Annotated in this window: 11 protein-coding genes; 5 read left to right on the forward strand and 6 right to left on the reverse strand. The window is 71.6% G+C overall.

What is annotated here, in order from left to right; genetic code table 11:
* The first annotated feature begins 15 nt into the window (after positions 1 to 15).
* Together ACFXOA_RS13155 and ACFXOA_RS13160 are read left to right on the forward strand one after the other, a co-directional pair.
* Positions 16 to 1,491 carry a 3' terminal RNA ribose 2'-O-methyltransferase Hen1 gene (locus ACFXOA_RS13155; protein WP_385026139.1) on the forward strand — a complete coding sequence of 492 codons (1,476 nt, stop codon included), beginning with the start codon at positions 16 to 18 and terminating at the stop codon, positions 1,489 to 1,491.
* Positions 1,488 to 4,061, forward strand: coding sequence for a polynucleotide kinase-phosphatase (locus ACFXOA_RS13160; protein WP_385026142.1), 2,574 nt, complete (start codon positions 1,488 to 1,490; stop codon positions 4,059 to 4,061). The genes ACFXOA_RS13155 and ACFXOA_RS13160 overlap by 4 nt, the downstream gene beginning before the upstream one ends.
* A gap of 178 nt (positions 4,062 to 4,239) precedes the next feature.
* On the opposite strand, the gene ACFXOA_RS13165 is transcribed toward ACFXOA_RS13160, so the two are convergent.
* Complete coding sequence (locus ACFXOA_RS13165; protein ID WP_385026145.1) at positions 4,240 to 4,608, reverse strand: anti-sigma factor antagonist; 369 nt, start codon at positions 4,606 to 4,608, stop codon at positions 4,240 to 4,242.
* On the reverse strand, positions 4,605 to 5,969 hold the full coding sequence (locus tag ACFXOA_RS13170; RefSeq protein WP_385026148.1) for a PP2C family protein-serine/threonine phosphatase: 1,365 nt from the start codon (positions 5,967 to 5,969) through the stop codon (positions 4,605 to 4,607). Before ACFXOA_RS13170 ends, ACFXOA_RS13165 begins: the two co-directional genes overlap by 4 nt.
* Before the next feature lie 224 nt (positions 5,970 to 6,193).
* Here ACFXOA_RS13170 and ACFXOA_RS13175 point away from each other — a divergent pair, with 224 nt between their 5' ends.
* The 3 genes from ACFXOA_RS13175 (at position 6,194) to ACFXOA_RS13185 (ending at position 10,224) form a co-directional block, all read left to right on the forward strand.
* Positions 6,194 to 7,426 (forward strand): arginine deiminase, encoded by a 1,233-nt coding sequence (locus ACFXOA_RS13175; protein ID WP_385026151.1) that lies wholly within the window; start codon positions 6,194 to 6,196, stop codon positions 7,424 to 7,426.
* 128 nt (positions 7,427 to 7,554) lie between these two features.
* Positions 7,555 to 8,571, forward strand: coding sequence for an ornithine carbamoyltransferase (argF, locus tag ACFXOA_RS13180; RefSeq protein WP_385026154.1), 1,017 nt, complete (start codon positions 7,555 to 7,557; stop codon positions 8,569 to 8,571).
* Positions 8,572 to 8,742: 171 nt separating this feature from the next.
* The gene (locus ACFXOA_RS13185) at positions 8,743 to 10,224 is read left to right on the forward strand and encodes an amino acid permease (protein ID WP_385026157.1); all 1,482 of its coding nucleotides are present in this window, start codon (positions 8,743 to 8,745) and stop codon (positions 10,222 to 10,224) included.
* Here the strand turns inward: ACFXOA_RS13185 and ACFXOA_RS13190 are convergent.
* The 4 genes from ACFXOA_RS13190 to ACFXOA_RS13205 all read right to left on the reverse strand — a co-directional run bounded on the left by ACFXOA_RS13190 (position 10,169) and on the right by ACFXOA_RS13205 (position 13,595).
* Positions 10,169 to 10,630: an ATP-binding protein gene (locus tag ACFXOA_RS13190; protein ID WP_385026160.1), complete on the reverse strand. Its 462-nt coding sequence runs from the start codon at positions 10,628 to 10,630 to the stop codon at positions 10,169 to 10,171. The genes ACFXOA_RS13185 and ACFXOA_RS13190 overlap by 56 nt on opposite strands.
* A gap of 266 nt (positions 10,631 to 10,896) precedes the next feature.
* Positions 10,897 to 11,718, reverse strand: a complete 822-nt coding sequence (locus ACFXOA_RS13195; RefSeq protein ID WP_385026163.1) for a GNAT family N-acetyltransferase — start codon at positions 11,716 to 11,718, stop codon at positions 10,897 to 10,899.
* Between the two features lie 116 nt (positions 11,719 to 11,834).
* A complete protein-coding gene (locus ACFXOA_RS13200) occupies positions 11,835 to 12,968 on the reverse strand; it encodes an FAD-dependent monooxygenase (protein WP_385026166.1) in 1,134 nt (377 codons plus the stop codon).
* Positions 12,969 to 13,025: 57 nt separating this feature from the next.
* Entirely contained in the window at positions 13,026 to 13,595 is a 570-nt protein-coding gene (locus ACFXOA_RS13205) for an ATP/GTP-binding protein (RefSeq protein ID WP_385026169.1), read from the reverse strand.

Consider the following 13,595-nt stretch of genomic DNA (forward strand, 5'->3'; position numbering starts at 1 on the left):
ACCATACTCGGACGCGTGTTCCTGACTATCAGCACGACCGGCACCCCGGAGCGTCCCGCGACCGATCTCGGCTACCTGCTGCACAAGCATCCCGACAAGGCGCAGGCGTTCTCCACCTCACACGGCACCGCGCACGTGTTCTACCCCGAGGCGTCCGCGGAACGCTGTACCGCGGCACTGCTGCTGGAGGTCGATCCGGTGGCACTGGTCCGGCGGGGCAAGGGCAAGGGCCGGGGCGGAGCGCCCGACGCAGCGCTCGCGCAGTACGTCAACGACCGCCCGTACGCGGCCTCGTCGCTGCTGTCGGTCGCGATGACGACGGTGTTCAAGTCCGCGCTCAACGGCGTGTGCCGCGCCCTGCCCGGCCGGGCCGAGGAACCGATGCCGCTGCGCGTCGAGGTCCCCGCCCTGCCCGCGCGTGGGGGCGCCGAGCTCGTCCACAAGCTCTTCGCCCCGCTGGGCTGGACGCACGTCGAGGCCGAGGTGGTCCCGCTGGACGAACGCTTCCCGGAGTGGGGCGACTCACGCTACGTGCGGCTGGTGCTGGAGGGCGAGTCGCGGCTCGCGGACGCCCTGCGCCAGCTGTACGTGCTGCTCCCGGTGCTCGACGACGCCAAGCACTACTGGGTCGCGCCCGACGAGGTCGACAAGCTGCTGCGTGCCGGTGACGGCTGGCTGGCCGGCCACCCCGAGCAGCGGCTCATCACCAGCCGCTACCTCTCCCGGCGCCGGGGCCTCACCCAGCAGGCGACGGAGCGGCTCGAACTGGTCCGTCTCGCGGAGTCGGACGACCTCGAGGTGGAGAGCGTGGACAACGCGGTGGACGAGTCCGTCGACACCGAGGAGCGGCCGGTGCCGCTCGCCGAACACCGCCGTGGGGCGATCCTCGAGTCCCTGCGCGCCGCGGGAGCGAGCAGGGTGCTCGACCTGGGTTGCGGTCAGGGCCAGTTGCTGCAGGCACTTCTCAAGGACCCGCGCTTCACGGAGATCGTCGGCGTGGACGTGTCGATGCGCGCCCTCACCGTGGCCGCACGCCGTCTCCGGCTGGACCGGATGGGCGAGCGTCAGGCCGGGCGGATCACCCTGCGCCAGGGCGCGCTGACCTACACCGACAAGAGCCTGAAGGGCTATGACGCCGCTGTGCTCAGCGAGGTGATCGAGCACCTGGACCTGCCGCGCCTGCCCGCCCTCGAATACGCGGTGTTCGGCTCGGCCAGGCCCAGGACGGTGCTGGTGACGACACCGAACGTCGAGTACAACGTCCGCTGGGAGAGCCTTCCGGCCGGCCATGTCCGCCACGGCGACCATCGCTTCGAGTGGACCCGCGAGGAATTCGGGGAGTGGGCGAGGCAGGTCGGCGGACGCCACGGCTACACGGTCGAGTTCGTACCCGTGGGACCCGAGGACCCCGAGGTGGGGCCGCCCACCCAGATGGCCGTGTTCACGATGACCGCGGCCGAGACGAAAACGAAGGAGGCGGACGCCGCATGACCGGAACCTCACGCACGCTGCCGGTGACCGACCTGTCCCTCGTCGTCCTCGTCGGGGCCAGCGGATCGGGCAAGTCCACCTTCGCCCGCAGGCACTTCAAACCGACGGAGGTCATCTCCTCCGACTTCTGCCGAGGGCTCGTCGCCGACGACGAGAACGACCAGAGCGTCAGCGGTGACGCCTTCGACGTGCTGCACTACATCGCGGGCAAGCGCCTGGCCGCGGGCCGGCTCACCGTCGTGGACGCCACCAACGTGCAGCCCGAGAGCCGCAAGCAGCTCGTACAGCTGGCCAGGCAGTACGACGTGCTGCCCATCGCCATCGTGCTCGACCTCCCGGAGGAGGTCTGCCAGGCGCGCAACTCCGCCCGCCCCGACCGGTCCGGCATGCCCCGTCACGTCGTCCAGCGCCACCGGCGGGAGCTGCGCCGCTCGCTGCGCGGACTGGAGCGCGAGGGCTTCCGCAAGGTGCACGTCCTGCGCACGGAGGAGGAGGCCGACAGCGCCGAGGTCGTCCTGGAACGCCGCTACAACGACCTCCGGCACGTCACCGGCCCCTTCGACATCATCGGGGACATCCACGGCTGCAGCTCCGAACTGGACACCCTGCTCGCCGAGCTCGGGTACAAGGACGGCGCGCACCCCGACGGCCGTACCGCCGTGTTCGTCGGCGACCTCGTCGACCGCGGTCCCGACAGTCCGGGCGTGCTGCGCCGCGTCATGTCCATGGTGGCCTCCGGCGACGCGTTGTGCGTCCCCGGCAACCACGAGAACAAGCTCGGCCGCTACCTCAAGGGCCGCAAGGTCCAGCACAGCCACGGGCTCGCGGAGACCGTCGAGCAGCTGGAGCGGGAGGACGCCGCGCACCCCGAATTCCGGCAGCAGGTGGCGGAGTTCATCGACGGACTGGTCAGTCACTACGTCCTGGACGGCGGGAAGCTGGTCGTCTGCCACGCCGGGCTGCCGGAGAAGTACCACGGGCGCACCTCCGGACGCGTCCGTTCGCACGCGCTCTACGGCGAGACGACCGGTGAGACCGACGAGTTCGGCCTGCCCGTGCGCTACCCGTGGGCCGAGGACTACCGGGGGAGTGCCGCCGTGGTCTACGGCCACACGCCCGTGCCCGTCGCATCGTGGGTGAACAACACCCTCTGCCTGGACACCGGAGCGGTTTTCGGCGGGCGGATGACCGCACTGCGCTGGCCGGAACGCGAGATCGTCGACGTACCCGCCGAGCGCGTCTGGTACGAGCCCGTGAAGCCGCTGGCCACCGAGGCACCCGGGGGACGGGAGGGCAGGCCGCTCGACCTCACCGACGTGCGGGGCCGCCGCGTCGTGGAGACCCGGCACATGGGGCGCCTCGCGGTACGCGAGGAGAACGCGGCAGCGGCGCTCGAGGTGATGAGCCGTTTCGCGGTCGACCCCAGACTGCTGGCTTACCTCCCGCCGACCATGGCCCCGACGGCCACCTCGCGGGAGGACGGCTTCCTGGAGCACCCGGCCGAGGCCTTCGCGCAGTACCGCGCCGACGGTGTCTCCAAGGTCGTCTGCGAGGAGAAGCACATGGGTTCGCGTGCCGTCGCCCTGGTCTGCCGGGACGCCGACACCGCGAAGGAGCGCTTCGGCACCGGGAGTTCGCCCCAGGCCCACGGTGAAGGAGGAGGACCCACCGGCGCCCTGTACACCCGCACCGGGCGGCCGTTCCTCGACGACACCGCCCTCACCGAGGTCGTCCTCGGCCGGCTGCGCTCGGCGGTCACGGCTGCCGGGCTCTGGGACGAGTGGAACACCGACTGGGTGCTGCTCGACGCCGAACTGATGCCCTGGTCCCTCAAGGCGGCAGGGCTGCTCCGCTCGCAGTACGCGGCCGTGGGCGCCGCCGCGGGCGCGTCCCTGCCCGTGGCGCGGGACGCCCTGGCGGCTGCAGCGGCCCGCGGGGTCGACGTGAGCGCCCTGTCCGGCAGGCAGGAGGAGAGGGCGGCGGACGCCGCCGCGTTCACCGAGGCCTACCGGCGCTACTGCTGGAGCACCGAGGGGCTCGACGGGGTCCGGCTCGCCCCCTTCCAGATCCTCGCCGTGCAGGGCCGCTCCCTCGCCGCCGTGCCGCACGACGAACAGCTCGCGTGGCTGGACCGTCTCGTCGAGCACGACCCGACGGGCCTGCTCCAGGTGACGCGGCGCCTCGTCGTCGACACCGGGGACGAGGACTCCGTCCGCGCGGGAACCGACTGGTGGCTGGAGATGACCGGCCGCGGCGGGGAAGGCATGGTCGTCAAACCGCTCGCCGCGCTGACGAGGGACGAGAAGGGCAGGCTCGTCCAGCCGGGCATCAAGGTGCGCGGCCGGGAGTACCTGCGCATCATCTACGGCCCCGAGTACACCCGGCCGGAGCACCTGGAACGGCTGCGTTCGCGGTTCCTCGGGCACAAGCGGTCGCTCGCGCTCCGGGAGTACGCGCTCGGTCTGGAGGCGCTCGACCGGCTGGCCGACGGGGAACCGCTGTGGCGGATCCACGAGGCCGTCTTCGCGGTGCTGGCGCTGGAGTCGGAACCGGTCGACCCCCGCCTGTAGGGCCCTGCGGCCGGCCGGGCCTCGCCGCGGTGGCCGGCCGCCCCCGACTTCCGGAAGGTTCGCCGGCGGCAGCCGGCCGGGAGCGGGGTGACCGTGAGCGCCGGGCGGCACCGCTCAGCCGGTCCTGTCGCCCCGCCTGCCCCCGACCGGCCGGGTCGGGGGCAGGCCCGGCCCGGTATCAGCGGGCCAGCCGATCCAGCGCTGCCACCCGGCTCCCGTACGCGGCGAAGATCCTGGCGGCGCCGGTGACGTCCAGGCGCCGCTGGAAGCTTTCGCAGATCGGGCCGACCAGGACGACCGTGTGGGACGGCGCCGCGCCGCGGGCGGCGAGGAGCAGGCCCAGGAGGAGTTCGTCGCCGAAGGCCGTCTCGGACAGGTCCACGACCAGGTCCAGTCGGCTGCGGCGGACCTGGGCGAAGGCGTCTTCCAGCCTGTCGTGGGTCAGCGGTTCCGCATCGCCCCGCAGGGCGATGACATAGGCCGGGGGAGTGTCGTGCCAGGTGGTGACCACCTCGAGGTCGGGGTTTTCCGCGGCGGTGCTGCTCATCCTGCCGGTATGTCACCTGATGTACCGCGCGCGGGCCGGCGGTCCTCGTGCGGCACCCGGAGGGCGAGCAGCGCGGTGTCGTCGCTGGCCCAGCCGTCACAGTGCGCGGCCAGGACGGCGCCCAGGCGCTTCACCGTGCCGCTCGCGTCCAGGCCCTCACACGCGCCGAGCTCGGCGGCCAGGGCCGTGTCACCGAACTGCGGCCGGTCCCCGCCGCCGGGGCGGACCGGCGGACGTGCCTCGGTGGCGCCGTCGGTGTGCAGCAGCAGGAGGTCGCCGGGCCGGAGCCGGAACCGTACGTCGTGCAGGCGTATCTCGGGCAGCACGCCGAGGAGCGTGCCCTGCCGGCCCAGCGGCTGGACGCGGCCGTCGGCGCGGCGTATCAGCGCCTGAGGGTGCCCCGCGGTGCACAACCGCCCCGCGACCCCGCCGGGCGTGCGGCGGAAGGTCGCGTACACCGCCGTCAGGAAACGGCCGTCGCCGACCCGTTGCTCCAGCAGCGCGTCGTTGAGGCGGTGCAGGACCTCGGCCGGCGAGACGTGCTGTGTGGCCTCCGCGCGCAGGGTGTAGCGCGCCAGCGCGGTGACCTTGGCCGCCTCCGTCCCCTTGCCGCACACGTCGCCCATCACCGTGCACCACCACGGCCCCTTGGCGTGGAAGAGGTCGTAGAAGTCGCCGACGACCGTCGTCCCGCCGGCCGCCGGCAGATAGGAGGCCGCCGCGTCCAGGCCCGGGACGGGCCGCAGCGCCGGCGGCAGGAGGCTGTCCTGCAGGCTGCGCGCAAGCTCGCTGGAGACCTCCAGGGCGTCGCGGGCCGTGGACAGCGAGGTGCGCAGATTGATCTCGTTGCTCACCGCGCGGGCCATGGTCGCCAGCGTGGCCAGCTCGGCCGGCTGCCAGCTGTGCGGCTTCTCGTCCACCACGCACATACTGCCCAGCACCTCGTCGCCGGGGCCGAGCACCGGATAGCCCGCCCAGGCGCCGATCCTCATCGGCTCGACCGACGGGTGATCCCAGGTGCGCGGGTCGTTCACCGCGTCGTCGACGACGAACGCCTCGCCGTCCAGTTCCACGAGGAACCGGCAGAAGCTCTCGGCGACGGGATTCTGCCGGTCCGCCAGGGCGGGGGCGTCCACGCCCACGCACGCCTTCCAGAACGAGCGCCTGTCGTCGACGAGGGTGATGAACGCCCTGCCGCAGCCGGTGACCGCCGCGGCCAGCGCGGCCAGATCGTCGAACGCGTCCTCGGGCTCCGTGTCCAGGAGGCCCGTCGCCCGCACCGCCGCCAGCCGTGCCGGATCGAAGATCCGCACCGGCAGCAGCCCGTCGTTCCGGGCCGCGCCCGTCACGGCTTCCGCCATGTTCCGCTCCCGTCCCCGGCCCCGCCGCCGTCCTCGGCCACGAGTACCCACCGCATGAGCGTAGCGGGCGGGCGGGAACGCGTGCCGGACGGTTCTCCGGGCCCGGTCTTTCGGTCCTGGGCAGGCAGGGGCGCGGCCGTCCCACTCGGAACCGTCGGCGGTCCACCCGGAATCCGCGGGCGGTTCGCGGGGTGAACGCAGCCGAGCGCGGTGAGGATGAGGGCATGGGATTCCATGTCGATTCCGAGGCCGGGCGGCTGCGCCGCGTCATCCTGCACCGCCCCGATCTGGAGCTGAAGCGGCTCACCCCCCGCAACAAGGACGCACTCCTCTTCGACGACGTGCTCTGGGTGCGTCGGGCCCGGGAGGAACACGACGGGTTCGCCGACGTGCTGCGCGACCGGGGGGTCGAGGTGCACCTCTTCGGTGACCTGCTCCGGGAGTCCCTCGACATCCCGGTGGCGCGGCGGCTCGTCCTCGACCGGGTCTTCGCGGAGAAGGAGTACGGGCCGCTCGCCACCGAGCACCTGCGCGCGGCCTTCGACGAGCTGCCGGCCGCCGAACTGGCCGAGGCGCTGATCGGCGGCATGACGAAGAGGGAGTTCCTCGAACGGTACGCCGAGCCCACGTCCGTGCGCTTCCACGTCATGGACCTGGACGACTTCCTGCTCAGCCCGCTGCCCAACCACATCTTCACCCGGGACACCTCCGCCTGGATCTACGACGGCGTGTCGATCAACGCGATGCGATGGCCGGCCCGGCAGCGGGAGACGGTGCACTTCGAGGCCATCTACCGGCACCATCCCCTCTTCACCGGTCCCGAGGCCGGTGTGTTCCACCACTGGTCGCAGGGCCAGGACGACTACCCCTCGACGATCGAGGGCGGTGACGTCCTCGTCATCGGCCGTGGCGCCGTCCTGATCGGCATGAGCGAACGCACCACTCCACAGGCCGTGGAGATGCTGGCCAGAGGGCTCTTCGACGCCGGATCGGCCCGGACCATCGTGGCCCTGGACATGCCCAAGCGCCGGGCCTTCATGCACCTCGACACGGTGATGACGATGATCGACGGTGACACCTTCACCCAGTACGCGGGGCTGGGGATGCTGCGCTCCTACACGATCGAGCCCGGCGCAGGCCCTCGGGAGCTGAAGGTGACGGACCATCCGCCCGAGCACATGCACCGGGCCGTCGCGGCGGCCCTGGGCCTGGAGACGATCCGGGTGCTGACCGCGACGCAGGACGTGCACGCGGCCGAACGGGAGCAGTGGGACGACGGGTGCAACGTGCTGGCCGTGGAGCCCGGGGTGGTCGTCGCGTACGAGCGGAACGCCACCACCAACACCTATCTGCGCAAGCAGGGCATCGAGGTCATCGAGATCCGGGGCAGCGAGCTCGGGCGCGGCCGGGGCGGGCCCCGCTGCATGAGCTGTCCCGTGGTCCGCGACGCCGTGTGACCGGGCTCCGGGGGCGTCGGAGCCCCCCGGGGTACGGGGCGACGGGGTGCCTGTATAGCAATGCGGTGTCTCGTATAGACTTCCATACACTCGTCCGTACGCCCCCGTCCGACCCAGGAGCAGTGACCATGGCCATCGACCTCACGGGCCGCCATTTCCTCAAGGAGCTGGACTTCACGGCCGAGGAGTTCCGCGGCCTGATCTCCCTGTCCGCGGAGCTCAAGGCCGCGAAGAAGGCGGGCGAGGAGGTGTGCAGGCTGCAGGGCCGGAACATCGCGCTGATCTTCGAGAAGACGTCGACCCGCACCCGCTGCGCCTTCGAGGTGGCCGCCGCCGACCAGGGCGCCTCCACGACGTACCTCGACCCCTCCGGTTCGCAGATGGGGCACAAGGAGTCGGTGAAGGACACCGCCCGTGTGCTCGGCCGGATGTTCGACGGCATCGAGTATCGCGGCGACAGCCAGCAGGCCGTCGAGGAGCTCGCCGCGTACGGGGGCGTCCCGGTCTTCAACGGACTCACCGACGACTGGCACCCCACCCAGATGCTCGCCGACGTCCTGACGATGACCGAGCACAGTGACAAGCCGCTGGAGCAGATCACCTTCGCCTACCTGGGCGATGCCCGCTTCAACATGGGCAACTCCTACCTGATCACCGGCGCCCTGCTCGGCATGGACGTCCGGATCGTCGCCCCCGCCGCCTACTGGCCGGCGCAGGAGATCGTGGACCGGGCCCACAAGCTGGCGGAGTCCAGCGGTGCGCGCATCACCCTCACCGAGGACCTGTCGCAGGGCGTCCTGGGCGCCGACTTCGTCGTCACCGACGTCTGGGTCTCCATGGGGGAGCCGGCCGAGGTCTGGGACGAGCGCATCACCGCCCTGGCTCCGTACGCCGTGACCATGGACGTGCTGCGCGCGACGGGCAACGACGACGTGAAGTTCATGCACTGCCTCCCCGCGTACCACGACCTCGGCACGAAGGTGGCGAGGGGGATCCACGAGCGGCACGGCCTCAGTGAGCTGGAGGTCACCGACGAGGTCTTCGAGTCCTCGCACTCGATCGTCTTCGACGAGGCCGAGAACCGGATGCACACCATCAAGGCGGTTCTCGTCGCCACGCTGGCAGGAGGCGCGCCGACCGCATGATCATGCACCCGATTGGGTGAACATGCGTGCAAGTGGCTACGATGGTGCCACTTGGTGGGGTTCGGGCTCGCATGCCCGGACCCCTTTTCATGTGCCCGTCCGGGCGCGTGCCCAGGTGAGAGCCCCCCACAGGCTCGTTCCCCCGCACCACCAGAGAAGAGACCCGCCCCCATGAGTCCCGCCTCCCCCGCACCGAACGCCCCGGCCCGCAGAGCCGGGGCACGTGTCAAGAGCCCCGAACTCCTCCTCGCCGAGTCCGGGGCGGACCTCGAAGGCCACGGCCTGCGACGCACCATGGGTCTGTTCCAGCTCGTGTGCTTCGGAATCGGCGCCATCGTCGGCACCGGGATCTTCGTCGGCCTGTCCGACAGCGTCGCCGAGGCGGGTCCCGCCGTGGTCCTGTCGTTCGTCCTCGCCGCCGTCACCTGCATCTTCACCGCCTTCTCGTTCGCCGAGCTGGGCGGCGCCATCCCCGTCTCCGGCAGCTCCTACTCCTTCGCCTACGCCACCCTCGGGGAGCGTGTCGCCTTCCTGGTGGGCTGGTGCCTGCTGCTGGAGTACGGCGTCTCGGTGTCGGCCGTGGCGGTCGGCTGGAGCCAGTACGTCAACGAACTGCTGGACAGCCTGACCGGCTGGAGCCTCCCCGAGGCTCTCTCCGCCGGCCCCGGCGACGGCGGGGTGATCAACCTCCCGGCGGTCGTCGTGGTCATGATGGCGGCCACCCTCCTGGTGCGCGGTGTCAGGGAGAGCGCGCGCGCCACGGCGGCGATGGCGGTACTCAAGATCGGCATCCTCGTCGCCTTCTGCGCGATCGCCTTCACAGCCTTCGAGGACGGCCACCTCTCGCCCTTCGCCCCCGAGGGCATGGCGGGCGTCACCGCGGGCGCCTCGGTGGCCTTCTTCTCGTACATCGGTTTCGACGCCATCACGACCGCGGGCGAGGAGGTCAAGAACCCGCGGCGGAACATCCCCGTCGCCATCCTGATCTGCATCGGCGTGGTCACGCTGCTCTACTGCGCGGTCGCCCTCGGCGCCATCGGCGCGCTGGGGCCGGACGCCGTGTCCGACAAGCCGGCGGCGCTCTCGCTGGTCGTCGACCAGGTCACCGAGTCGAGCGTCGGCGGCGGGATCATCGCCTTCGGCGCCGTCGTGGCGATCGCCTCCGTCGTCCTCGCCGTGATGTACGGCCAGACCCGCATCCTCATGTCGATGTCCCGTGACGGGCTGATCCCCCGGGTCTTCGAGCGGGTCTCGCCGAAGACGCGTACGCCCGTCGCCAACACCTGGATCGTCGCGACCGTCTTCGCGGTCCCGGCGGCCTTCTCCTCACTGGACGTCGTCGTCAACCTGACGACCATCGGCACGCTCGCCACGATGGCCGTGGTCAATGTCGCCGTCATCGCGCTGCGCCGCCGCAACCCCGAGCTGAAGCGGTCCTTCCGGGTGCCGCTGTACCCGCTGAGCCCGATCCTCGGCGTCGGGTTCTGCCTGTACCTGATGTACGGGACGGGATGGGCGACCTGGGTGCAGTTCCTGGTCTTCCTCGCCGTGGGGTCCCTGGTGTACGCGGCGTACGGCCGCAGCCGGTCCCGGCTGGTCAGCCCCGGGGAGCAGCCGCGGCACCCGGAGGCGCGGGGTTCGACCGGAGGGTGAACCAGACCGCCTTGCCGTGCTCGGTGGGGCGGTGACCGCAGGCGGAACTGAGGGCGCGGATCAGGAGCAGCCCGCGCCCGTGCTCCAGCCACGGATCGGGCGGGCCGTCCGGCACCGGACCGGACAGGCCGCCCGGCGGACCCGGGTCGTGGTCGTGCACCTCGACCTGGCAGCCGGACGCGAGCAGCTCGACCACCAGCTCGATGGGCCCCGAGCCGTCGGTGTGCTCCACCGCGTTCGCGACCAGCTCCGCGGTCAGCAGCTCGGCTGTGCCGCTGTCCGCCGGCGCGTCCAGCTCGGCCAGTGCCGTGCGGATCAGGGCGCGGGCGATCGGCACGGCGGCCGTCGAGTGCGGCAGCTCGATCCGCCAGGAGCGGGGCGTGGGTACGGAGGCGTCGGACGGCAAGGCGGGAGTTCCGTTCGGGAGCGGGACATCCGGTACTCGGCCGCGATCCGGGCGGCGCCGCGACGGGCGCGGCGGGGGCGCGGAGTGCCGTACCGGGACTTCCTGCGCCCCACCATACGAAGGGCGGCGCCCGATACATAGAGCAGATGGACCGGTGCAAAGGGGATGTTCGCCACACTCCGTGCGACATGCTCCGACATTCCGGTGTGACGGCCGTCACCAGCCGTGCTCACCACTGAATCCTGGTGCACGCCCCCCCGCCGGGCTCATTCCGGTACGGCGGTGATCACCAGCCGGTCGGAGACCGCCTCGTAGCCGATCCGCAGGTAGACGCCGTTGCTCGTCGGATTCGCCAGGTCGGTGAAGAGCAGCACCTCCGCGGCCCCCTCGGCCCTCGCCGCGCCGCTCACCTCGGCGGTCACCGCCGCCGCGTAGCCCCGTCCCCGGTGCTCCGGCGGGGTGTAGACGACCGAGACACGCACCGAGTCCGCGATTTTCCGCGAGACGCCCGCCATCGACACCACGGCGCCGTCGGCCTCCCAGACGGTCAGCCCGCCCCGGGCCGTGTACGTGTCCACGATCTGCTCCGCCCGGGTGCCGGACTGCCCGGTCTCCTCCCCGAAGGCCCGTACCCAGCCGACGAGCAGTTCCCGGTCGCCGGATCCGGCAGGCCGGGGGCCTCCCGCCGGGGCGGGACAGGGAGGTACCAGGGTGCCGAGGCGGTACAGCCGGTGCTCGGCGTCCACCCGGTGGTCCGGCCACCGGGCGGACAGGGCCGTCGCCGTCGCGCGGTCGGCGTTGACGCCGCGCAGGGCGACCGTCTCCGCCAGCGGGCCGAGTGCCTCCGCCGGCACCGTGCCCAGGACCGGCACGAAGGGCGGAGTGTGCACCAGGGCCCCGGTCACCTCGCCGTCCGGCTCGCTCCACCATCCCAGCACCGGAGGCTCCGGCCCGTAGGCCAGAGGCCCTTCGGACCGGAGCGTGGCGGTGATGGTCAGCAGCAGGGTGTTCTCGGCCGGCCGTGCGGCCAGAGACGGCCCCGCCGTGGCCAGAAAGGCGTCGACGTCGTCGGTGAAGTTCCAGGTCATGCCCCATCCTGCCGGGCGCGGCCGGACGAGGTCACCCCGGTTTCCCGGAATCCCTGGTGCGGGCCCGAAGAACAGGAAGGGAGGGGCGGCAGGCCGCACCCTCCCGCCCGGCGCGGTCAGTACGGCTTGACCAGCACGTGGGCCGCGCCCGGCATCCCGATCTTCAGGAGTTCGTCCTCCTCGGGCGTCGTGGCGCTGCCCGTCTCCTCCTTGAGCAGCGCCCGCGACAGGTTCTGGACGAACATGGCACGCGGACGGCGGCGCTCCTCCCACGCGGTGAGGGCTGCCGCGACGTCGTCGTGCTCGTCGAGCGTACGAGTCAGGACCAGGGCGTCCTCCACCGCCATCGCCGCACCCTGGGCGAGGTTCGGAGTGCTCGCGTGGGCGGCGTCACCCGCGAGCACGACCCGGCCCACGTGCCAGGGGGCGTCCACCGTGACCTGTGAGATGCGGGAGTAGACGATGCCCTCCGGCCCGGTGACCGAGGCGAGGGCTTCCGCCACGGGGCCCCCGAAGCCGGCGAGGCGTTCCTTGAGCAACTCCTCCGCCCGGGCCGGCTCCGGACGGAAGTCCGCCTCCTCGGCCGTCACGGCGGCCAGGTACATCAGGTCGTCCGTGATCGGGGTGAGCAGCGCCTTCGTCGACGTCCTGCCGACGCTGACCACCACACCCTGGACCTCGGGCGTACGGGGCACGGTGACCCGCCAGTTGGCGAAGCCCGTGTACTCGGGCGAGAAGCGGTCCCCGTACAGGCGGCTCCGCAGCGGCGAACCGATGCCGTCGAAGCCGACTACGAGGTCCCAGCGCGCCGAGGAACCGTCGGACAGGGTCACATCCACGCCGGAGCCGTCGTCTTCGAGGCCGCTGATCGTCGTGCCGAAGCGGATGGGGACGCCGGCCTTCCCGGTGGCGTCGCCCAGGATGCTCGCCAGGGCGGGACGGGGTATGCCGCTGCTGGAGGGGGCCTCGTCCATCCGCGGCTGCGGGATCTTGGCGAGAGTGGTCCCGACCGGGTCGCATATGGTCAGCACCTCCCAGGGGAAGCCGGCTTCCAGGCACGCGTCCAGCACGCCGATCTCACGCATGACGTGCAGGGCGTTGGACGGCTGGATGATGCCGACGCCCAGGGCGTCCAGCTCGTCACGGAGTTCGACGACCTCGGCCGTGTGTCCGCTGCGGGCGAGCGCCACGGCGAGGGTGAGCCCGCCGATGCCGCCGCCGTGTATCAGTACGCGCAGGGGTGTTGCCATCTCAGATCTCTCCAGGAGGGAACGAACGATGAGGAAGGGAAGGGGGAGGTGTGCAGGTCAGCCGACGGCCGCGGGCAGGCTCATCAGGTGGTCGACCAGGGCGAGCAGGGCGTCGCGCCCGAAGGACCGCTCCCGGACGTCGCCGATCAGCAGCGGGACATGCGGGTCCAGGTCGAGTGCCGCCCGGATCTCCTCCGGGGTGCGGGTGTTGTGCCCGTGGAAGCAGTTGATCGCCACCACGAAGGGGATGTCCCGGCTCTCGAAGAAGTCGATCGAGGCGAAACTCGTGTCGAGCCTGCGGGTGTCGGCGATCACCACCCCTCCCAGAGCGCCGTTGACCAGGTCGTTCCACATGAACCAGAAGCGTTCCTGGCCGGGGGTGCCGAACAGGTAGACCACCAGTTCAGGGCTGACCGTGATGCGGCCGAAGTCCAGCGCCACGGTGGTGGTGTTCTTCCGGGAGACCCCGGCGAGGCTGTCCACTCCTACGCTCGCCTGGGTGAGGTACTCCTCGGTGCGCAGGGGTGTCACCTCACTGACGGCGCCCACCAGGGTGGTCTTCCCGACGCCGAAGCCACCGGCTATGAGGATCTTGACGGCGGAAGGCGCCGCCTGGCTGGTTGTCAT

The sequence above is a fragment of the Streptomyces sp. NPDC059166 genome, from assembly GCF_042755185.1.
In the GTDB taxonomy this organism is placed as follows: Bacteria; Actinomycetota; Actinomycetes; order Streptomycetales; family Streptomycetaceae; genus Streptomyces.